This is a genomic window from Methylobacterium nonmethylotrophicum (assembly GCF_004745635.1).
Taxonomy (GTDB): Bacteria; Pseudomonadota; Alphaproteobacteria; order Rhizobiales; family Beijerinckiaceae; genus Methylobacterium; species Methylobacterium nonmethylotrophicum.
On sequence record NZ_SRLB01000034.1, the window covers coordinates 26,391 to 47,827 of the forward strand.

The 21,437-nt window shown below is 71.8% G+C and carries 19 protein-coding genes; 17 read left to right on the forward strand and 2 right to left on the reverse strand.

The features are described from left to right. Positions 1-232 precede the first annotated feature (232 nt). The 3 genes from EU555_RS29815 to cydB all read left to right on the forward strand — a co-directional run bounded on the left by EU555_RS29815 (position 233) and on the right by cydB (position 5,769). On the forward strand, positions 233-2,920 hold the full coding sequence (locus EU555_RS29815; protein WP_135419007.1) for a bifunctional diguanylate cyclase/phosphodiesterase: 2,688 nt from the start codon (positions 233-235) through the stop codon (positions 2,918-2,920). A 433-nt stretch (positions 2,921-3,353) separates the two neighbouring features. Beyond that, complete coding sequence (locus EU555_RS29820; protein ID WP_135419008.1) at positions 3,354-4,745, forward strand: cytochrome ubiquinol oxidase subunit I; 1,392 nt, start codon at positions 3,354-3,356, stop codon at positions 4,743-4,745. A 4-nt stretch (positions 4,746-4,749) separates the two neighbouring features. Continuing rightward, positions 4,750-5,769 (forward strand): cytochrome d ubiquinol oxidase subunit II, encoded by a 1,020-nt coding sequence (gene cydB, locus EU555_RS29825; protein ID WP_205821025.1) that lies wholly within the window; start codon positions 4,750-4,752, stop codon positions 5,767-5,769. A gap of 65 nt (positions 5,770-5,834) precedes the next feature. On the opposite strand, the gene EU555_RS29830 is transcribed toward cydB, so the two are convergent. After that, on the reverse strand, positions 5,835-7,079 hold the full coding sequence (locus EU555_RS29830; RefSeq protein ID WP_135418971.1) for an amidase: 1,245 nt from the start codon (positions 7,077-7,079) through the stop codon (positions 5,835-5,837). Positions 7,080-7,333: 254 nt separating this feature from the next. On the opposite strand from EU555_RS29830, the gene lptB reads away from it, so the two are divergent. The 5 genes from lptB to EU555_RS29855 all read left to right on the forward strand — a co-directional run bounded on the left by lptB (position 7,334) and on the right by EU555_RS29855 (position 11,704). Further along, positions 7,334-8,155 (forward strand): LPS export ABC transporter ATP-binding protein, encoded by an 822-nt coding sequence (lptB, locus tag EU555_RS29835; protein ID WP_425375167.1) that lies wholly within the window; start codon positions 7,334-7,336, stop codon positions 8,153-8,155. A gap of 354 nt (positions 8,156-8,509) precedes the next feature. After that, entirely contained in the window at positions 8,510-10,075 is a 1,566-nt protein-coding gene (gene rpoN, locus EU555_RS29840) for an RNA polymerase factor sigma-54 (RefSeq protein ID WP_135418973.1), read from the forward strand. A gap of 138 nt (positions 10,076-10,213) precedes the next feature. Beyond that, complete coding sequence (hpf, locus tag EU555_RS29845; protein ID WP_135418974.1) at positions 10,214-10,813, forward strand: ribosome hibernation-promoting factor, HPF/YfiA family; 600 nt, start codon at positions 10,214-10,216, stop codon at positions 10,811-10,813. 94 nt (positions 10,814-10,907) lie between these two features. Next, positions 10,908-11,372, forward strand: coding sequence for a PTS IIA-like nitrogen regulatory protein PtsN (gene ptsN, locus EU555_RS29850; RefSeq protein WP_135418975.1), 465 nt, complete (start codon positions 10,908-10,910; stop codon positions 11,370-11,372). A gap of 2 nt (positions 11,373-11,374) precedes the next feature. Next, positions 11,375-11,704, forward strand: coding sequence for a hypothetical protein (locus EU555_RS29855; protein ID WP_135418976.1), 330 nt, complete (start codon positions 11,375-11,377; stop codon positions 11,702-11,704). 37 nt (positions 11,705-11,741) lie between these two features. On the opposite strand, the gene EU555_RS29860 is transcribed toward EU555_RS29855, so the two are convergent. Then, positions 11,742-12,491 carry a YdcF family protein gene (locus EU555_RS29860; RefSeq protein ID WP_167858708.1) on the reverse strand — a complete coding sequence of 250 codons (750 nt, stop codon included), beginning with the start codon at positions 12,489-12,491 and terminating at the stop codon, positions 11,742-11,744. 530 nt (positions 12,492-13,021) lie between these two features. On the opposite strand from EU555_RS29860, the gene EU555_RS29865 reads away from it, so the two are divergent. The 9 genes from EU555_RS29865 to EU555_RS29905 all read left to right on the forward strand — a co-directional run bounded on the left by EU555_RS29865 (position 13,022) and on the right by EU555_RS29905 (position 21,355). Further along, complete coding sequence (locus tag EU555_RS29865; RefSeq protein WP_135418978.1) at positions 13,022-13,498, forward strand: hypothetical protein; 477 nt, start codon at positions 13,022-13,024, stop codon at positions 13,496-13,498. Between the two features lie 30 nt (positions 13,499-13,528). After that, a complete protein-coding gene (locus tag EU555_RS29870; protein WP_135418979.1) occupies positions 13,529-14,068 on the forward strand; it encodes a hypothetical protein in 540 nt (179 codons plus the stop codon). 201 nt (positions 14,069-14,269) lie between these two features. After that, entirely contained in the window at positions 14,270-15,307 is a 1,038-nt protein-coding gene (locus tag EU555_RS29875) for a zinc-dependent alcohol dehydrogenase (protein WP_135418980.1), read from the forward strand. A gap of 60 nt (positions 15,308-15,367) precedes the next feature. After that, entirely contained in the window at positions 15,368-16,735 is a 1,368-nt protein-coding gene (locus EU555_RS29880) for an ABC transporter substrate-binding protein (protein WP_135418981.1), read from the forward strand. A 310-nt stretch (positions 16,736-17,045) separates the two neighbouring features. Next, positions 17,046-17,606, forward strand: coding sequence for a phosphoheptose isomerase family protein (locus EU555_RS29885; protein WP_135418982.1), 561 nt, complete (start codon positions 17,046-17,048; stop codon positions 17,604-17,606). Then, entirely contained in the window at positions 17,603-18,634 is a 1,032-nt protein-coding gene (locus EU555_RS29890) for a carbohydrate ABC transporter permease (RefSeq protein ID WP_135418983.1), read from the forward strand. Before EU555_RS29885 ends, EU555_RS29890 begins: the two co-directional genes overlap by 4 nt. Then, positions 18,631-19,449 carry a carbohydrate ABC transporter permease gene (locus EU555_RS29895; protein ID WP_135418984.1) on the forward strand — a complete coding sequence of 273 codons (819 nt, stop codon included), beginning with the start codon at positions 18,631-18,633 and terminating at the stop codon, positions 19,447-19,449. Before EU555_RS29890 ends, EU555_RS29895 begins: the two co-directional genes overlap by 4 nt. Then, the gene (locus EU555_RS29900; RefSeq protein ID WP_245524566.1) at positions 19,446-20,393 is read left to right on the forward strand and encodes a sugar phosphate isomerase/epimerase family protein; all 948 of its coding nucleotides are present in this window, start codon (positions 19,446-19,448) and stop codon (positions 20,391-20,393) included. Before EU555_RS29895 ends, EU555_RS29900 begins: the two co-directional genes overlap by 4 nt. Next, positions 20,390-21,355, forward strand: coding sequence for a sugar-binding transcriptional regulator (locus EU555_RS29905; protein ID WP_135418985.1), 966 nt, complete (start codon positions 20,390-20,392; stop codon positions 21,353-21,355). Before EU555_RS29900 ends, EU555_RS29905 begins: the two co-directional genes overlap by 4 nt. Positions 21,356-21,437: the final 82 nt, after the last annotated feature.

The following is a 21,437-nucleotide window of genomic DNA, read 5'->3' on the forward strand; positions in this document are numbered from 1 at the left end:
CCGCAGCAGTGCTCCTCACGGCACGCCCGTCATGCGCGCGACGTCGAATCCGGCGCCTATACAGTGGGGCACCCTACGGAAGCGAATCGCGACTGAAATACTTTCATCGCTTCTTAAGATGCGGGGCGCAGACAGGACCGATCGCCGCGACCGCACCGAGTCGATCAGATCTGTGAGCCCGACGACCAAGATCTCACCGCCGGCCGAGGCCTCGCGCGGTCGCTCCTTCCGGATGGTGGCCGTGTCCGCAGGCCTCCTGGCGATCCTGATCGCGGGCGCGGCGGGGCTGCTCGTGCACGATCTGCACGGGCGGGCCGTCACCGATACCGAGCGCGGCCTCGTCAGCCTCTCGACGGTGCTGGCCGACCAGGCCGACCGGGCGCTGCAATCGATCGAGCTGGTCCAGGACACCGTGATCGGCGAGGTCCGGAACGCCGGTGTCGCCGGCGAGGCGGACTACGCCGTCCTCGCCTCGCAGAAATCCCTGCACGAGGCGCTGAGGACGCGGATCGCCGCCCTGCCGCAGGTCAACGCCATCACGGTGATCGACCGGCACGGCACCCTCCTCAACTTCAGCCGCTACTGGCCGATCCCGACGATCAGCGTCGCCGACCGGGACTACTTCAAGGCGCTGACGGCCGATCCGGCCCTCGAGCGCGCCATCGGCCAGCCGGTGCAGAACCGCGGCGACGGGGCCTGGACGATCTACATCGCCCGGAAGGTCCGCGCCCCGGACGGGACCTTCCTGGGCCTGGTGCTCGGCGCGGTCGAGCTCGGCTATTTCGAGCAGCTCTACCGCGCGATCGCGCCGGCGGGCGACTACGTCGTGTCGGTCTTCCGCCAGGACGGCACGCTCCTCGTCCGCCATCCCCAGCGCGACGGAAGCGTCGGGCGGACCTTCCCGGAGACCGGGGCGGTGCGGATCGCGCTCAAGGATCCGAGCGGCGGCGTGATCCGCAACGTCAGCCCGATCGACGGGCAGGACCGCATCGTCGCGACGCGGGCGCTGGCGCGCTACCCGATGATCCTCAGCGTCAGCCGCACCGCGCAGGCGAGCCTCGCCGCCTGGCGCCAGCAGGCGCTGCTCGTCGGCGCCGCGGCCCTGATCTTCGATCTCGGCCTCGCCGGGCTGGTGCTGCTGGCGCTTCGCCAGACCCGTGCCCTGGCGCGGCTCGCCGCGGCGGAGACCGCCAGGTCCGCCGCTCGTGCCGCCGCCCGCGCCGCCGCCGAAGCGCGGGAACTGGGCGAACGCGAGCGTCGCGCCCAGCACGCCCAGTTCGGCATCGCCCTCGATCACATGACCCAGGGCCTGTGCCTGTTCGACCGCGACGACCGGCTGATCGTGATGAATGCGCGCTACGCGCAGATGCACGCCGTGCCGGACGCGCTGCGGCGGCCGGGCACGCCGCTCGACGCCCTGCTCGGCCACCTGATGGGGAACGGGCAGCAGGCCGAGGCGAACCCGCTGGTGGCGGCCTGCCGCCGGATCGCGGCCGGCGGGGCGCCGGCGAGCTTCACCTGCGACCTCGCCGACGGGCGCGCGATCGGCGTCGTGCACGTGCCGATCCCGGGCGGCGGCTGGGTCTGCACCCACGAGGACGTGACCGAGCGGCGCCGGAGCGAGGCGCGGATCGCCCACATGGCCGGGCACGACGCCCTGACCGGGCTGCCGAACCGCGCCCATCTCCAGGAGCGCCTCGACGCGGCGCTGGCCGCCCGGGCCGCCGACGAGGCGGTGAGCGTGCTCTGCCTCGACCTCGACGGCTTCAAGGAGGTCAACGACACCTACGGCCACCCGATCGGCGACGAGCTCCTGCGCCACGTGGCGCGTCGCCTGCAGGAGGCGGTCGGCAGCACCGCGCTCGTCGGGCGCCTCGGCGGCGACGAGTTCGCGGTCATGCGCTGCGCGCCCTCGCATCCGGCGGGGGTGGCGGCGCTCGCCGAGCGCATCGTCCGGCTGCTGCGGCTTCCCTTCGACGTCCAGGGCCACGAGGTCGGCATCGGCACCTCGATCGGCATCGCGATGACGGAGGAGGCCGGCACCACGACGGCCGAGCTGCTGCGCCGGGCCGACGTCGCCCTCTACCAAGCGAAGGCCTCGGGCCGGAACGGCTGGCGCTTCTTCGACGGGGCGATGGATGCCGACCTGCAGCGGCGCCGCCAACTCGGCGCCGACCTGCGCGGCGCCCTCGCCGAGGGGCAGCTCGAGCTGCACTACCAGCCCATCGTCGCCGCCGACGGGGCGGAGGTGCGCGGCTACGAGGCCCTGCTGCGCTGGCGCCACCCGCGCGAGGGCTTCGTCAGCCCGGGCGAGTTCATCCCGATCGCCGAGGCGACCGGGCAGATCCGGCGCCTCGGCGCCTGGGCGCTCGCCCGGGCCTGCGCCGATGCCGCCGCCTGGCCCGCCGGCCTCAAGGTCGCGGTGAACCTCTCCCCGGTGCAGTTCGTCGGCGACGCCCTCGTCGACGAGGTGGCGGGCGCGCTCACGGCGAGCGGCCTGCCCCCGTCCCGCCTCGAACTCGAGATCACCGAATCGGTGCTGCTCCAGGACGACGACGTGACGGTGGCGATCCTGCACCGCCTGCGCGCCCTCGGGGTCAGCACCGCGATGGACGATTTCGGCACCGGCTACTCGTCCCTGAGCTACCTGCGCCGCTTCCCCTTCGACAAGATCAAGATCGACCAGTGCTTCGTGCGCAACCTCCAGGAGGCCGGCAGCAGCGAGATCGTCCGGGCCACGGTGAGCCTCGGCAAGGCGCTCGGCATGACCGTGCTGGCCGAGGGCGTCGAGACCGAGGCCCAGGCCGCGATGCTGCGCGAGGCCGGTTGCGACGAGCTGCAGGGCTACCTGTTCGGCCGGCCCTGCCCGGTCGGGGCGCTGCGGGGGATCGCGGCCGCCGGCCGGTCTGCGGCGGCCTGACCCCGGGGGGCCGGGACCCGACCGGGGCCGGGCATGCTCGTGGCCGGCGAACGGCCACCCCCCGGACATGGTGACCGCATCCGGCCGATCCTCGCGGCCGAGCCGGGGCCGGACAGGCGCGATTCCCGTCGAGGGCGGGAAAATCCGACGTCTCGATTAACAACCGTGAGCGCGCGCGGCGCCGGATCTGGGATGTTCGGTGTCCAGCGCCCTCTCCGTCGAGCAGGGCGGTCGAGCGCGGAAGACGCCCCTTGTGCCGGGGCCGCGGACGCGCGCCGGGAGCAGGTGCCATGCCGGTCGAGCGCAGGGATACCGACATGCATCCGTCGCGACGCGCGGCCGGCCCTCCGGACGGGAGGCAGGCCTTCGACCCGGTCGCGGGCGTGCGGGCGAGGACGGCGACGCCGTGCCGGATGCAGGCGGCGTGAGCGCCATGGCGTTCGATCCCCTGCTGCTCTCGCGCATCCAATGGGCCTGGGTCATATCCTGGCACATCCTGCTGCCGGCCTTCACGGTCGGGCTCGCCTCCTACATTGCCCTCCTGGAAGGCCTGTCCTTCGCGACCGGCAACCCGGCCTGGTTGCGCGCCTCGACCTTCTGGACCGGCATCTTCGCGGTCTCCTTCGGCATGGGCGTGGTCTCGGGGATCGTCATGCCGTTCCAGTTCGGCACCAACTGGGCGCGCTTCTCGGACGCCACCGCCAACGTCCTCTCGCCGATGATGGCCTACGAGGACCTGATGGCGTTCTTCCTCGAGGCCTCCTTCCTCGGGGTGCTCCTGTTCGGGCGCCATCTCGTGCCGCCCTGGGCGCATTTCGTCTCCGCAATCATGGTGGCGATCGGCACGTTGTTCTCGTCGTTCTGGATCCTGTCGGTGAATTCCTGGATGCAGACGCCGGCCGGCTTCTCGCGCGGCGAGGACGGGCGCTTCTTCCCGGCGGACTGGCTGCAGATCGTCTTCAACCCCTCCTTCCCGTTCCGCCTCGCCCACACGGTCACGGCCTTCTACATCACGACGGGCTTCGTGGTGCTCGGGGTCGGGGCCTACCTGGTGCGCAGGGCCGAGCCGGGCTCCGAGCCGCGCCTGATGATGCGCATGGCCCTTGCGCTCCTCGCCGTCCTGGTGCCGCTGCAGATGCTCATCGGCGACATGCACGGGCTCAACACCCGGGAGCACCAGCCGGCCAAGCTCGCGGCGATCGAGGGCCGCTACGACACCGCGGCGCCCGCGCCCCTGACCCTGATCGGCTGGCCGGACGACGCGGCCGCGATCATGCGCTACGCGATCGAGGTGCCGCGGCTCGGCAGCCTGGTCCTCACCCACAGCTGGGACGGCGAGATCCGCGGCCTGAAGGAGTGGCCGGCCGACCAGCGCCCGCCCGTCGCCTTCCCGTTCTTCGGCTTCCGGGTGATGGTCGGCATCGCCTTCGCGATGCTGGCCGTGGTAATCGCCGGGCTGGTGCTGTGGCGGCGCGGGCGGCTGTTCGAGACCGGCTGGTACCTGCGCCTGTGCCAGTGGTTCGCCCCGCTCGGCTTCGTGGCGGTGCTGGCGGGCTGGATCACCACGGAGGTCGGGCGCCAGCCCTGGACGGTCTACGGGCACCTGCGCACGGAGCACTCGGTCTCGCCCTCGCTCACGGGCGCGGACGTGGCGCTGTCGCTCGCCGCCTATGGGATCGTCTACCTGATCATGTTCCCGGCCGGCATCGCCGTCATGATCGGGCGGATCCGCGCCGGGCTGTCGCTGCGGGCCGAGCCGCGGGACCCAGTCGAAGGCTTGCAATCGCGCGCGCCCGTCAAGGCGCCGCCCCCGGCGGCGGAGTGAGGCCATGGCACCCGGCGGCGTCCTGTTCGACTTCCTGCCGATCTGGATCGTGATCCTCGGCCTCGCCGTCTTCTTCTACGTGCTCCTCGACGGCTTCGACCTCGGCGTCGGCATCCTGTACGGCTTCGCCCCGGCGGAGGACCGGCCGCTCCTGATGAACTCCATCGCGCCGATCTGGGACGGCAACGAGACCTGGCTGATCCTCGGCGGGGTCGGGCTTCTGGCGGTGTTCCCGCTCGCCTACGCGATCATCATCCCGGCCGTGTACTTCCCGATCCTCCTGATGCTGCTCGCGCTCGTGTTCCGGGGCGTCGCCTTCGAGTTCCAGTTCAAGAATCCGGCGATCCGCCGGCTGTGGCGGTGGGGCTTCTGCCTCGGATCGGTCCTCGCCACCCTGGCGCAGGGCTTCGTGCTCGGCGCCTTCGTGCAGGGCTTCCGGGTGAAGGGCCGCGACTTCGCCGGCACCTCCTTCGACTGGCTCACCCCGTTCGCGGCGACGACGGGGGTCGCGCTCCTCCTCGGCTACGCGCTCCTCGGCGCCGGCTGGCTGGTCCTGAAGACCGAGGGGCACCTCCAGGACTGGGCGCGCCGCATGGGGCGGATCTGCCTCCTCGGGGTGCTGGCGGCAATCGCGGTCGTCAGCCTCTGGACCCCGCTTGCCGATCCGGCGGTGGCCGCGCGCTGGTTCTCCTGGCCGAACGTCGCCTTCCTGGCCCCCGTCCCGGTGCTGACGGCGCTCGCGGCGCTCGCGGCGTGGCGGGCCCTGAACGGATGGGGACCGGATGCGGGGCCGTTCCTGTGGGCGATGCTCCTGTTCCTGCTGTCCTATCTCGGCATCGCGATCAGCCTCTGGCCCTACATCGTGCCGCGGCAGGTCACGGTGTGGGAGGCGGCCTCCTCGCAGGGCACGCAGGCGTTCCTGCTCATCGGAACCCTGTTCCTGCTTCCGGTCATCGCCGTGTACTCGTCCTGGTCGTACTGGGTCTTCCGCGGCAAGGTGCGGGGCGATGTCGGCTACCACTGACCGGCCGCCCGTTGCGGCGATCCCCCGGCAGCCCCTCCCGCCGTCACGCGCATCGGGCGAGGGACCTACCCCCGCAGCGCCCGCTCGACCAGCCCCGCCGCGGCCAGCGCCCGCCCGTCGTCGCCGAACCGGGCGATCACCTGGACGCCGACCGGCAGGCCGGCCGCATTGCGCTCGACCGGCACCGTCACGCAGGGCACGCCCATCAGGGTCCAGAGGCGGTTGAAGCGCGAATCCCCCGTGTTGGCGAGGCCGGCGGGCGCCGCGCCCGGGGCGGCGTAGGTCAGGAGCACGTCGAAGCCGTTCTCCGAGAAGACGTCCTTCAGGCCGCGGCGGGCATGGTGGGCGGTGCGGCGGGCGGCGTCGTAGGCCGGGGTCTCGATGCCTTGCGCCGCGTCGAGGGCGGCGCGCAGGAGCGGCGGCAGGGCGTCGCGGTGGGTGGCGTATTCCCAGGCGAGCGCCTGGCGCGCCTCGTAATCCTGGAGGGTGCCGTGGACCGCGAAGGCCTCCCCGAAGGTGCCCGGCAGGGCGAGGTCGCGCACCATCGCGCCGGCCCGCTCGGCGGCCCGCGCCGCCTTGGCGAGGGCGGCCTCGGCCTCCGGGTCGGGGGCGGCGCAGAATTCCTGGCGCACGATCCCGATGCGCGGCGCGCCGGCATCGCCCATATGCGCAATGGCCGGGCGGTCGGCCATGAGCGCGAGCGCGTGGGCGGCATCCGCGACGCTCGCGGCGAACAGGCCCACCGTGTCGAGGGCCCAGGAATAGCACTTCACCCCCACCGTCGGCAGCAGCCGGAAGGAGGGCTTGATCCCGACGACGCCGCAGAACGCCGCCGGGCGGATCACCGAGCCGCCGGTCTGGGTGCCGAGCGCGAGCGGCAGCATCCCGGCCGCCACCGCGGCGGCGGAGCCCGCCGAGGAGCCCCCGGGCGTGTGGCCGGGATCGTGCGGGTTGCGGGTCGGGGTGGGGTCGAGGAACGCGAAGGGCGTGGTGGTGGTCTTGGCGAGCGGTACCGCGCCGAGGTTCTTGAGCCGCGCCACCACCGGCGCGTCGGCCCGCGGCCGCCAGGTCTCGTAGATGCTCGAGCCCATGCGGGTCGGCAGGTCGGCGGTGTCGATGATGTCCTTGATCCCGACCGCGATCCCCGCGAGCGGCCCGCGCGCCGGGATCACCGGCGCGGCATCGACGCAGACCAGGGCGCCGACCTCCGGCTCGCGGTGCGCGATCGCCTCGCGCACCAGGCCGATCGCCCCATCGGGCGTCAGCCGGCCGGCATCGATTCGGGCGCGGAGATCGAGGAGCGAGAGCATCGGGCCGTCCGTGCGGGAGAGCGAGGGATGCCCTTGTAAGCACAACGGCGCGGCCTGTTCCAGAACACGTGTTCCAGGACACCTCGGGCGCGTTGCGGCCGGGGGCCGGCATCGGCTAAACCGGCGCCGTTCACCCGCCGCACGGCCGCCTGGGGCGGAAAGGCCGGAGCGGCGGGGCGCCGGAGACCCGGCCCCTTCGCGAGAGAGCCTGCCCCGTGACCCTTCCCTCCGCCCTGCCGCTGCGAGCCCAGGCGATGCCGGCCGCGTCTCGCCTCGGGCGCCTCTTCGGCCGCGGGCGCAAGCCCGTCGCGGGCGCGCTGGAGCAGGACGGCGCCGCCGAGGGCTTCGGCGGGCCCGGCATCCTGGCGGTGGCGGGCCTCAAGAAGAGCTACGGCGCCCGCACGGTGGTGCACGATGCCGGCCTGACCGTGCGCAACGGCGAGGCGGTGGGCCTGCTCGGGCCCAACGGCGCCGGCAAGACCACGATCTTCTACATGATCACCGGCCTCGTCTCGGCCGACCGGGGCACGATCAGCCTCGACGGGCACGAGATCACCCGCCTGCCGATGTACCAGCGGGCGCGGCTCGGCATCGGCTACCTGCCGCAGGAGGCCTCGATCTTCCGCGGCCTCAACGTCGAGGACAACATCCGGGCCGTCCTCGAGGTGGTGGAGCCCGACCGCAAGGCCCGCGAGCGCAAGCTCGATGCGCTCCTCGACGAGTTCAACATCGCCCGCCTGCGCAAGTCGCCCTCGATCGCCCTGTCGGGCGGCGAGCGGCGGCGCTGCGAGATCGCCCGGGCGCTCGCCTCCTCGCCGTCCTTCATGCTGCTCGACGAGCCCTTCGCGGGCATCGATCCGATCGCGGTCGGCGACATCCAGGAACTGGTGATGCACCTCAAGGGCCGCGGCATCGGGGTGCTCATCACCGACCACAACGTGCGCGAGACGCTCGGCCTGATCGACCGGGCCTACATCGTGCATTCGGGCCGCATCCTGACCGAGGGCACGCCCGACGAGATCGTCGCCAACGAGGACGTGCGCCGGCTCTACCTCGGCGAGGATTTCCGGCTGTAACGGCCGGGGCGATCGCGCGGATCGACGCTCCCGCGGCGCGGCCGGCAGGAGCACGCGCCCCCATCGACCCTCGGTCATCCGCGGCATCTGTCCGGCGCGACGCCCGGCCTCGGCTTCGGCGAGCGAGGGCCCCGCCCGGACCGACTTTCCTCCCCCTGCGTCGCTGACGCGGACGGGGAGAGAATCGGCACTTTTTTCCGCTGGTGTCGGGCCTCGCCCCGCGTCACCCTCGCGGGAGGCTCACGTCCGCTTTGACGCGTGTCACGCTTCGGTTTAAAGCTGTGTTCAGGGATCTGAAGCAAGAGTCGTGCCGACCCCGGTCGGAACCGGGGCGACACATGTCGGGGCTGGCTGATGGGTTTGCTGCAACGGCTCGAGATGCGCCAGGGCCAGGCCCTGGTGATGACGCCGCAACTCCTGCAGGCGATCAAGCTGCTGCAGCTCTCCCACCTCGACCTCGCCGCCTACGTCGATGCCGAACTCGAGCGCAACCCGCTGCTGGAACGGGCCGAGGTCGAGGCGCCGGAGCCCGGCGAGGCCAGAAGCGAGGCCATGGGCGAGGCGGCCGAGCCGGGGCGGGACGGGGGCGACGGCTTCGACGGCGGCGAGGCGGCCGAGCCCTGGCTCTCCCACGACCTGAACCCGAGCCGCAGCGAGATCGAGGGCGACCTCGGCACCCGCCTCGACAACGTGTTTCCGGATGACGGGCCGGTGGGCCGCGAGGCCCCGACCGGCGCGGAAGGGCTCTCGCTCACCCCCGCCCCCTGGGGCAGCACCGGCGGCAGCTTCGACGGCGAGGCGCCGGATTTCGAGGCGACCCTGACGAGCGAGTCCTCGCTGCACGACCACCTCTCGGCCCAGCTCGACCTCGCCACCCGCGACCCCGTCGAGCGCCTGGTCGGCGGCTTCCTGGTCGATGCCATCGACGAGGCCGGCTACCTGCGCGAGGACCTCTCCGCCCTCGCCGAGCGCCTCGGCGTCGGGCTCAGCGTGGTCGAGCGGGTGCTGGGCCTCGTGCAGGGCTTCGATCCCGCGGGGATCGGCGCCCGCGACCTCGCCGAGTGCCTGGCGATCCAGCTGCGCGAGCAGGACCGGTTCGATCCGGCGATGCAGGCGCTGGTCTCGCGCCTCGACCTCGTGGCCAAGCGCGACTTCGCGGCCCTGCGCCGCCTGTGCGGCGTCGACGAGGAGGACCTCGCCGACATGCTGTCCGAGCTGCGCCGGCTCGACCCGAAGCCCGGCCGCGCCTTCGGCTCCGGCCCGATCGAGGTGCTGGTGCCGGACGTGTTCGTGCGCCCGGCGCCGGACGGCTCCTGGCTCGTCGAGCTCAACAGCGAGGCCCTGCCCCGGGTGCTGGTCAACCAGAGCTACTACGCCACCGTCTCGCGCGGGGCCAAGACCGACACCGACAAGGCCTTCCTGTCGGAGTGCCTGCAGACCGCCAACTGGCTCACCCGCAGCCTGGAGCAGCGCGCCCGCACCATCCTGAAGGTGGCGAGCGAGATCGTGCGCCAGCAGGACGGGTTCTTCGTCAACGGCGTCGCCCACCTGCGGCCGCTCAACCTGAAGACCGTCGCCGACGCGATCGGGATGCACGAATCCACCGTCTCGCGGGTGACCTCGAACAAGTCGATCGGCACCAGCCGCGGCACCTTCGAGATGAAGTACTTCTTCACCGCGGCGATCCCCGGGGCAGCGGGGGCGGCGGCGCATTCCTCGGAGGCCGTGCGCCACCGCATCAAGCAGCTCATCGACGGCGAGACGGCCGACGACGTGCTCTCCGACGACGCCCTGGTGCAGCGCCTGCGCGGCGAGGGCGTCGACATCGCCCGCCGCACGGTGGCGAAGTACCGGGAATCCCTGCGCATCCCCTCCTCGATCGAGCGCCGGCGCGAGCGCGCCGCGATGCCGGCGCGCTGACCTCCGATACCCGCCTGCCCGTGCTGAGCCGGCTTCGTTGACTTCGCGTCCGGCCGTTCCTAGCTGTTGAAGGCTGGCCCTTGCGCCGGAGACGTCCCCGGGGCGCGGGCCGACGAACGACGAGACCGGAGGGAGCCGATGGCAGCGTTGCGCGTGTCAGGTCGTGGCGTGGATCTGGGGGAAGCCCTGAGAACCCGGGTGGAGCAGCGGATCGCCTCCGTGCTCACCAAGTACTTCGACGGCGCCTACCACGGTCACGTGACGGTCGCGCGGGACGGCAGCGCCTACCGCACCGACTGCGTGCTGCACCTGCCCTCCGGCATCACCCTCGAGGCCTCGGGCGCCGCCCACGACGCCCATGCGAGCTTCGACCAGACCGCCGAGCGGATCGAAAAGCGCCTGCGCCGCTACAAGCACCGCCTCAAGAGCCATCCGAACGGGCACGCGAAGGAGGCGGCCGTCGATGGCGCGCTCCTCAGCGACACCGCCGTGATGGAGGCGGCCTACTCGGTGATGGAGGCGCCCGAGGAGGATACCGGCGATCACCCGCCGATCATCGCCGAGAGCACCCGCACCCTGCACCGGCGCACGGTGAGCGAGGCGGTGGTGGAGCTCGATCTCACAGGTGTCCCCGTCCTCGTCTTCGTTCACGCTGGAACCGAGCGGGTCAACGTCGTATACCGTCGAGGCGACGGCGCGATCGGGTGGATCGATCCGCCGGAACGCGGCACTCCGTGAGCGGGCTCGTCGCCCCGCTTCCGGAGGGCCTCCGGTCCTGGAACATGAGCAGGGGGCGCCCTTCGCGCTCCCCGCCGATGAGGCAGCGGTCTCGATGCCATTGCTGGAATTCCTGAAGCCGGAGGCGGTCCTCCCGGCGCTGCGGGCGCAGGGGAAGAAGCAGGTTCTGCAGGAGCTGGCCGCCCACGCGGCCCGCCACCTGCCGGGCCTCGACGAGCGGGAGATCTTCGAGACGCTGCTCCAGCGCGAGCGCCTCGGCTCCACCGGGATCGGCGAGGGCGTGGCGATCCCGCACGGCAAGCTGCCGGGGCTCGACACGCTGTTCGGCCTGATGGCCCGCCTCGAGCGCCCGGTCGATTTCGAGGCCCTGGACGGCCAGCCGGTCGACATCGCCTTCCTGCTGCTGGCCCCCGAGGGCGCCGGCGCCGACCACCTCAAGGCGCTCGCCCGGGTCGCCCGGGTGCTGCGCGAGCCCGGCATCATCGACCGCATCCGCGCGGCCCGCGACGCCGACGCGCTCTACGCCCTCCTGACCCAATCCCCCGCCCAGGCGGCGTGACGATGCGCCGACCCGTCCTCGCGGCGGCGATGCTGCCGGCCGCCATCGTCCTGGCCGCCCCCGGCGCGAACGCCGTCGACGGCACCTGCGCCCGCGACCTCCTCGTGGCGCAATCCTCGCAGAAGATGGCGATCGAGCGCCTGGAGACGCTGGGCGACAGCGAGGCCGACCGCTGCCGCGGCTGGCGCCAGCACGTCGACACGATGCGCCGCGCCGCGACCGTCTACGGCCGCTGCCTCTCGGGCACGGAGCGGAGCGAGCGCCTGGCTCAGGTCCAGGGCTCGGAGAAGGAGTTTTCGGATTTGCTCCGGACCCGCTGCAAGGGGCGCTGACGAGGGGGCCCCTGAAAGAAGGGGGCGCCGAGCCGCCTCACCGCATCAGCGGCTCGGCCACCACCTTCACCGGGTGCCCGCGGCTGACCAGCACCGCCGCGCTCGAATGCTCGGGATCGCTCTCGAAGCGGGTGCGGACCCAGGCGACCAGGAACTTCACGTATTCGGAGGCGAGCAGCCGCGCCGAGGCCGGGTGGCGCCACCACTGGTCGGGGTCGATCCCGTCCGAGACGACCGGGTGCGGGACCACCCGGTGGCCGCCCGCCAGCGCGTGGTCGAGCTCCACCAGCGTGCGCGGCATGTGGTAGTTCGAGGTCACGACGGCGACGCTGCGGAACCCGTTCTCGCGCATCCAGCGGCGGATCTCGATGGCGTTGCCGATGGTGTTGCGGGCCCGGTAGTCGAGATCGACGCAGCAGGCGATCAGATGCTGCTGGCCCGGGTTGAGCCGGGCGATCTCGTCGCGGCTGGTGCGCTCGTTGACCCCCGTGATCAGCAGGCGCCGGCCGTAGCCGCCGGCGAGCAGGTCCATCGCGTCCTCGATGCGCTGGGCGCCGCCGGTCAGCGCCACGATCCCGTCCGAGGGGCCGAGCGGAAGCCGCTCCGCCCGGGCGAGGCCCGCCACGAAGGCCAGGAAGCCGAGGCCGAGGGCGAGGCCTCCGGCGAGGCCCGCCCCGGCGAGGACGAGCGCGAAGCGGCGCCGCAGGCTCCACCGGGTCGGGGGCGGCCCCTCGGGCCCGCCGCCCGGCCCGAACCAGCCTGCCCGGTCGCCGGTTCGCGTCTTCATTGCGCGCTGCATCCGTGCGGTCATCTCACCCGTAGCGAGCATAGTGCCGATTGCGGCGGCCGAGAGGCAACCACCCGAAAGGCCGAATCGTTCACCCGGCCCTCCCTTGTGAAGAGCGGGCACGGATCGACGCCACGATGATCCACCTTACCCGGCGTCGCTGGCGCCGGGCTGGCGTCCGACACCGCCCGTCGCGCGCCTGACGCTGCGGGATGGGACCGCGCTGGCTCGGCGACCTGCTCCTTCCTGTGTGTGGACCGGTCGGCGAGGGCCTTGCTGGATGCCAGGAGGTCGAGGCCGGTCCGTCCGTCGCCTCGGGCGGGCGTCGAACGGGGATCCGGGCGCCTCGCCCAGGCCGTGATGGATGAACATGGCAGAGGGGTGAAGCCTTCGTTCCTGGACCCTGTCGATCGCGTCGCGTATCGAACATCAATGCCTTAACCACAGTTTACATAGATCTTTGACTGCAATTTTTTTCGTGACACCTTGTCGAGGCGTCGCGGGCGTCAATAAAAATTCGGATGAGAAATATGAAACACGCTGTCCATCTGGCTCTTGGCTTGTTTGGCATTGCCGCGCTCGCAGCCTCGACTGCCGAGGCCCGCCCGTTCCACGGCGGCGGTGGCGGAGGGGCGCGCGCAGGCGGCTTCGCCGGCGGCGTCCGGCCGAGTTTCGGCGGTGTCCGAGCGCCTGGGTTCGGCGGCTATCAGGCCCGCGCCTTCGTCCAACGCCCGGCCTTCGGCGGCTACCGCGGCTACGCACCGCGCCCGCACGGATATGGCCACGGCCACGGCTACGGCTACGGCTACGGCTACGGCTACGGCTACCGCAATGTGGTCCACAGAGGTTACCGCGGTGGCGAATATCGGGGCGGGGGCGTCGCGCTCGGCCTGTTCGGCGCAGCGGCCGGAACGTTCCTGGGTGCTGCGGCCCTCGATGCCTACGACGCCTCGCCCGAGCCCGTCTCTGTCGACCCCGGTTATGATGGCGGCCCTGACTTCGAGTGACGGCATCCGCTGAACCCGGAGAGCCCCGCCGTGATCGGGCTGCGTCGTTTGAAGATCGAGCCTCTTTTCGAGTCCCCGGACATGACGATCAGGACGGATTCACGCGCGGGAGAGCCGAACGTTCGGCTCCGTGTGTATCGGCTGCTTGCCGGGATCGGGATCGCCACCCTGGCGTCCGGTTCGGCGGACGCCGAGTCACTGTTCCTCCGCATCCGGCCCAACGGCACCCCGTTGCCGGTCGTCGAGACCCTTGCCAACCCGGATGGCGAGCGTGCGTTCCACGCCAGGCCTTCCGGGTTCGTGGAGATCAACTCCGGCTTCCCGATGGGGGAGACCGTCCGGTCGGTCGCAAGCGGCCGTCTTGGATATGTCGTGAGACACGTCCCCGACCGGGACGACGACCGGCCGCACGGGCGGGGATATGGACATCGCGACGGCGACCCAGACCGTCACGTCTCCGCACGCTCCGGTCGCCGAGGCGGCATCACCGAGATCCTTGGCCCGTTCGCGGCGGCCGATTCTCCTGTCTACGTGGCGCCTCCGGTACACAAGGACCCTTTCGCCGATTGAGAAGGCGGAACCCGTGCGGAGGCGTCGTGTCGGGACGCCGCCGGTGGCGCGCTCCGCGTCCAGCCCGCTGACCAGGCATCGCGCTCCGCGCGGGCCGCCTGCCCCCCTCACCGGCGACGACAAGACCGGCGGGGTTCATACACTTGCATCCTGTGAATTACATCTGTAAGAAAGGCGCCGGAAACGCACGCCGGAGCGCCGATGAACGGCCCCACGCACCACGCCCTTTACCTCCACGGCCCCTATGATGCGCGCCTTGCGCCCTACGCGCTGCGCGACGGCCAGCCCGGCGAGGCCCTGCTCGACGTTGCGGCAGTCGGGCTCTGCGGCTCCGACCTGCACTACTTCAAGGACGGCGGCATCGGCGCGGCGACCATCGCCAAGCCCTTCGTGCCCGGGCACGAATTCTGCGGCCGGCTGACCTGCGACGACCCGGAGCTGGGACTCGCCCGCGGCACGCTGGTGGCGGTCGACCCCAACAAGGCCTGCCGGCATTGCGAGTTCTGCGAGCGCGGCCACCCGAACCTCTGCCCCAACGTCGAGTTCATCGGCGCGCCGCCCTTCGACGGCGCCATGACCGAGCAGATCTGGGTGCCGAAGAGCCAGGTCGTGCCGCTGCCGCAGCACTTCACGCCCCTCGACGGGGTCATGCTGGAGCCCCTCGGGGTCGCGATCCACGCGGTCGACCTCGCCAAGCCGCGGCTCCTCGAGCGGGTCGCCCTGATCGGGCTCGGGCCGATCGGCCTCCTGATCCTGCAGGTGCTCAAGGTGGCGGGCGCCGGCGAGGTGCTGGCGGTCGACCCCCAGGAGCACCGGCGCGACCTCGCCCGGCGCCTCGGCGCGGCCGCCGTCGGCGCCTCGGTCGAGGACATCCGCGACTGGACGCGGGGCGAGGGCTGCCCGCTGGTGGTCGAGGCGACCAACGCGCCCGAGGGGTTTCGCGATGCGGTGCGGGCGGCCAAGATCGGCGGCCGGGCCGTGCTCGTCGGCATCCCGGACGGGGACGTCTACACGATGCCGGCCGCCGAGGCCCGGCGCCGTGGCCTCAAGATCAAGTTCGCGCGCCGGATGGGCGAGGTCTACGCCAGGGCGATCGCGCTCGTGGAGAACCACCAGGTCGACGTCGCCAGCCTGGTCAGCCACCGGGTCGGCCTCGACGGGGCGGCGGCCGCCTTCGGGCGCCACGCCCAGAACACCCCCGGCGTCGTCAAGACCCTGATCTACCCCAACGGGCAATGACGCCAGAACGGCCAAGAATTTCATCTCAATAACGATCTTGAACCCAATAACGAGGGATCGATGAGGAAACGCACGAGAGGCACCGCCGCGGCCCTGGCCGTCCTGGCGGGAGGGGCCCTTGCGGGGGCGACCCTGTGGCAGGCCCCCGCCCGGGCCGCCGACTGGCTGGAGAGCGCGGCCGCCCCCCTCAAGGGCACCGCCGTCACCACCACCTTCCTCGACCGGCCGGGCTACCGCGCCATCATCAAGCTCCTGCCGGACTTCGAGAAGAAGACCGGCATCAAGGTCAATTACGAGATCGTCCCCTACGAGAACGCCCGCGAGAAGCAGGTCCTGAACTTCACCTCGCGCGGCGACCTCACGGTGGCGCTGGTCGACCTTGTCTGGATCGGCGAGTTCGCCGAGAACGGCTGGATCGAGCCGATCGACGGTCTCAAGGGCGACGCCAGGATCACCGACCCGAACCTGAACCTGCAGGGCTTCTTCCCGCTCCTGCTCGACGCCTTCGGGTCCTGGGGCGGCAAGGTCTACGGCCTGCCCTTCGACAACTATTCGGGCCTCCTGTTCTACAACGCCTGCATGCTGAAGGACGCCGGCTTCGACAAGCCGCCGGCGACCTGGGAGGCGCTGCTCAAGGACTACGCCCCGAAGCTGACCAAGGCCGACAAGAACCAGTTCGCCTTCGCGTTGCAGTCGCGCCGCGGCGAGACCCAGTCGGCCGACAGCTTCATGCGGGTGCTTTGGCCGTTCGGCGGCTCGCTCCTCGACAAGAACTTCAAGTCCAACCTCAACAGCCCCGAGAGCCAGGCCGGCCTGCAGTTCCGCCAGGACCTGATGAAGGTCATGCCGCCGGGCGTCGTCAGCTTCGACCACAATGAGGCGGTGAACGCCCTGGCGCAGGGCCAGGTGGCGATGATCACCGAGTGGTCGGCCTTCTACGGCACGCTCACCGACCCGAAGACCTCGAAGCTCGGCGACTGCCTGGCAGTGGCGCCGGAGCCGGAAGGCCCGGCCGGGCGCCTGCCGGCCCTCGGCGGCTTCTCCCTCGCGGTCGCCTCGCAGGCCTCCGACGCGGAGAAGAAGGCGGCCTGGCTGTTCATCCAGTGGGCCACCTCGGAGGCGATCGCCCGCCCCTATGTCGAGGCCGGCGGCGTCTCGGGCCGCACCTCCATCTACCAGCAGCCCGACATCAAGGCCTCGTACAAGTTCGTCGAGCCGATGGTCGCCTCCTGGCAGAAGGGCGTGCCGCAATACCGCCCCCGCTTCCCGGCCTGGCCGGCGATCTCCGAGGTCGTGGCCGAGTGGGGCTCGAAGATGATGCTGGGCGAGACCACCCCGGCGGCCGGCGCCAAGGAGATCGGCAGCCGCATGGAGGGGATCCTGGCCAAGGAAGGGTACTACTCCGGCAAGAAGGCGCTGCTGCAGTAGGGCGGCGGAGGCGTCGGGGCGTATTTCGCGCCTCGACCGGGACGATATCCCGGCTCACTTCGGAGCTTGTCCGAGGGAGCCGACCGAAGGGAAACCCTCGATGTCATCCCGGGGCCGCGCAGCGGAGCCCGGGATCCAGACGCGCAGGTGTTTCGGAAGAAGGCGGATTGCCTCCCGCCTAATCCTGAACCTTCAGCGGTTCTGGATCCCGGGCTCCGCTGTGCGGCCCCGGGATGACGCGGAGAGGTGTCGACGTCCGTGCCAGGTCACCTGGCTCGGCGAAGCAAGCAGGCTCTCAGGAGAACCGCCCGTGCCCACCCCCTACCGCCAGGCCCTCGCCGAGCTGGAGCGCGTCTTCGAGCGCCTCGACGACGACGCCGTCGACGCGGCCGTCGCGGCGATCGCCGGGGCGGGGCGGGTCGCGCTCTACGGCGTCGGGCGCGAGGGGCTGCAGGTGCGCGGCCTCGCCATGCGGCTGTTCCACCTCGGGCTTCAGGCGAGCGTCGTCGGCGACATGACGACCCCGCCGATCGGAGCGGGCGACCTGCTCGTCGTCTCGGCCGGGCCCGGCAGCTTCTCGACCGTGCTGGCGCTGATCGACACCGCCCGCGCCGCCGGGGCCGCCGTGCTGGTGGTGACGGCGCAAGGGCAGGGCGAGGCGGCGGGCCGCGCCGACCGCGTCCTCGTCGTCCCGGCCCAGACCATGGCGGATGACCAGGCGGAGAACGGAGGCGGCGCCTCGATCCTGCCGATGGGATCGCTCTACGAGGGCGCCCTGTTCGTGCTGTTCGAGATCATGATCGTGAAGCTCCGCGCGCAGCTCGGCGTCAGCCCGGAGGCGATGCGCGCCAACCACACCAATCTCGAATGACCCCACACTCTGCCGAGACCGGGGCCGCAGCTGCGGCGCCCGCTGCTGCCGAGACCGGGACCGCAGCTGCGGCGCCCGCTGCTGCCGAGACCGGGGCCGCAGCCGCGGCGCCCGCCGCCCGCGACGCGGCCGCGCCGCAGCGCCTCAATCCCGGCTACGGCCGGCTGACGCCGCTGTGGTTCCTGCTGCCGGCGGTGGGCACGCTCCTGGTGATCGGGATCTACCCGACCCTGTTCGCGCTCGTGACCTCGTTCCGGCGCTACAACCTCGCCCGGCCGCGGGACGGCTTCCCGTTCGTCGGGTTCGAGAACTACCTGGGCGTGCTCGGCGACCGGACCTACTGGGATTCGCTCCTCCTCACCGCCAAGTTCTTCCTGACCGTAATGCCGGTCGAGCTGGTCCTCGGCATCGCCATCGCGCTGATGCTGCACCAGCCGGGCCTGCCTTTCCTGCGGGCCCTCGCCCGGGTCTCGCTGGTGGTGCCGCTCGCCACCACCTTCGCGGTGGTCGGGCTGATCGGGCGGCTGATCTTCAACCGCGACTTCGGGGTCGCCAACCAGCTGCTCGGCCTCGTCGGGCTCGGCGGCTTCGACTGGCTAGGCTCCTCGGCCGGGGCCTTCGCGGCGATCGCCATCATGGACATCTGGCAGTGGACACCGTTCTGCGCCCTGATCTTCCTCGCCGGCCTGTCGATGGTGCCGGTGGAGATCGAGGAAGCGGCGCGCCTCGAGACGCCCTCGCGGCTCGCGCTCCTGCGCCACGTCCAGCTGCCCTACCTGCTGCCCGGGCTCACCGCCGTGCTGATCCTGCGCTCGGCCGACATCCTCAAGCTGTTCGACATGGTGTTCGTGATGACCCGGGGCGGGCCGGGCTCGGCCACCGACCTGATCTCGATCTACATCCAGCGGATCGGCTTCCGGGTCTTCGACATGGGCACCGCCTCGGCCCAGGCGATCCTGCTCCTGATCGTCACGATCGCCTTGAGCCGGCTCTACATCCGCCTCCTCTACCGGGAGATCGACTCGTGACCGGCCGATCCGCGCGCGTGCTCCACGCCCTCGGGCTCCTCGTCACCTTGGGCTTCACCCTGTTTCCGTTCTACTGGATGGTGTCGTCGAGCCTGAAGGAGCAGGCCGCGCTGCTGGCCTCGCCGCCGGTGTGGCTGTTCCGCCCGACGCTCGCCCACTACGCCGAGATCTTCGCCGACCAGAAGGTCTCGGGCGCCATCGTCAACTCCCTGATCGTGGTCTGCACCACCACCGTCCTGGCGGTCTGCCTCGGCACGCCGGCGGCCTACGCGCTTGCCCGGTTCGAGTTCCGCGGCAAGCGCGACCTGTGGTTCTGGTTCATCTCGAACCGGATGATCAGCCCGATCGTGCTCGCCCTGCCGGTCTACCTGCTGGCGCTTCAGGTCAACCTGCTCGACACCCACCTCGTCCTGATCCTGATCTATCTCACCTTCAACCTGCCGATCGTGATCTGGATCTGCACCGACCAGTTCCGGTCGATCCCGCGCGACCTCGAACAGGCGGCCCGCCTGGAGGGCGCCGACCAGTTCACGATCTTCCGGCGGATCTACCTGCCCCTCGGCGTGCCCGGCATCGCGGTCTCGGCGATCTTCAGCTTCATCTTCTCGTGGAACGAGCTGCTCTACGCCCTCGTGCTCACCCGCCGCCAGGTGCAGACCGCCCCCGTCGTCGCGACGAGCTTCATGTCCGGCTACGAGCTGCCCTGGGGCAAGATCATGGCGACCGGCACCGTCATCGTGCTGCCGGTGACGCTGTTCGCCCTCGCGGTCTCGCGCCACATGGTCCGCGGCCTCACCATGGGGGCGACCAAGTGACCAACCCGGAAGCGACGACCCAGGAAGTGACGACCCGGGAAGCGACGAGCCCGCCCGTCGGCATCAACCTGTCGTTCTGCGTCAAGCGCTGGGTCACGCCGGCGCTCTGGGCGCCGCTGGTGCGGGACGCGCTCGGCCTCGACCTCGTCCAGCTCACCTTCGACCTCGTCGATCCGCTCTGGCCCGACGCGGTGCTCGACGCCGCGGCGGACGACATCCGGGAGATTGCGGCCCGCCACGGGATCACGGTCCACAGCGCCTTCGTGGGGCTGGCCCATTACAGCTTCAACCAGCTCCTCCACCCCGACCCGCGCCTGCGCGACGTCGCCGAGCACTGGCTCACCCGCGCCTACCGTTTCGCCGCCCGGGCCGGCATCGCTCGGGTCGGCGGTCCCCTCGGGGCGGTGGCGGCGCGCCCGGACGGGCACGAGGCGGAGGCGATCCCCGACTCCGACTACCGCGACCTGATCGCCCGGATGCACCGCCTCGCCGAGGCCGCATCCGGAGCGGGGCTCACCGAGCTCCTGGTCGAGCCGACCCCGTTGCGCCGGGAATGGCCCTGGACCGTCGCCCAGGCCGTCCGGATGGCCGAGGACCTCGCAGGGACCGCCCTGCCCTGGCGCTACTGCGTCGACTGGGGTCATGGCACCTACGAGCCGCTCTACGGGCCGGGCCGGGCCGCGATGGAACCGTGGTTCTGGGGCCTGGGAGACCGGATCGGCGCGGTCCACCTCCAGCAGACCGACTACCAGCTCGACCGCCACTGGGACCTGACGAAGCCGGGCCGGGTCGATCCGCGCGCCGCCCTCGAACTCCAGCGCAGCGCCGGCCTCGGCCACGCGCCGGTCTTCCTGGAGGTGTTCTACCCGTTCGAGCAGGACGACGCCTCGGTGCTCGACGCGGTGCGCCGCTCGGCGCTGATCTTGCGCGAGGCGGCCGCGTGAGGGCGGGTGCCGAGGAGGCCGACCACGAGGGCGAGCACGTCCGGGCCCGGGTGGCCTGGTACTACTTCATCGCCGGCCTCAAGCAGCAGGAGATCGCCGACCGGCTCGGCATCACGCGCCTCAGGGTGAACCGGATCGTCGGCCAAGCCCGGACCGACGGCTCGGTGCATATCGAGCTGCGGATGCCGCTCGCCCATTGCGTCGCCCTGGAGGCGCGGCTCAGGGATCGCTTCGGCCTCGCCGAGGCCGTGGTGGTGCCGGCGGTGGGCGACCCGGCCGTCCAGCAGCGCGTCATCGGCGAGGCGGCGGGCGCCCTGCTCGACCCCCTGCTGGCGGAGGGCCGCGGCCTCGGCGTCGGCTGGGGCAGCACGCTCTCGGCGGCGGCCCGGCGGATCACCCCGCGGCGCCTCCCCGGCGCCTGGGTGGCAGCCCTGATGGGCGGGCTGACCCGCGGCTCGGGCACCAACACGTTCGAGGTCGCGACGGAGTTCGCCCGGGCGCTCGGGGCCGAGTGCTACTACCTGCCGGCGCCGATCTACTGCCCGTCGAGCGAGAACCGGCTCGCGCTCCTGACCCATTACGGCCTCGCCGAGGCGATGCGGCGGGCGCGCCAGGCCGACGTCGCCCTGGTGGCGGCCGGCGACCTGTCCGACCTCTCGCTGCTGGCCCGCACCCAGACCGTCTCGGAGAACCGCGCGGCCCTCGCGGCGGCCGGCGCGGTCGGCGACCTGCTCGGCGTCTACCTCGACCGCGACGGCCGGCCGGTCGACCACCCCCTCAACGCCCGCGCGGTCGCCCTGCCGCCCGACGACCTGCGCGAGGTGCCGTGCTCGATCCTCGCCGCCGGCGGCCCGCACAAGGCCGGCATCGTGGCGGCGGTGCTGCGCGCGCGCTACGTCAACCGCCTCGTCACCGACGAGGCGGTGGCGGGGATGATCCTGGACGAGGAGGCGCGCGCGTGAGCGGGATCGTGACGAGCCGAGGCCGACGGAGGGGCGAGCCCGTCCAAGCGCGATCACATTATCTCGGAACCTGGTCGATTTG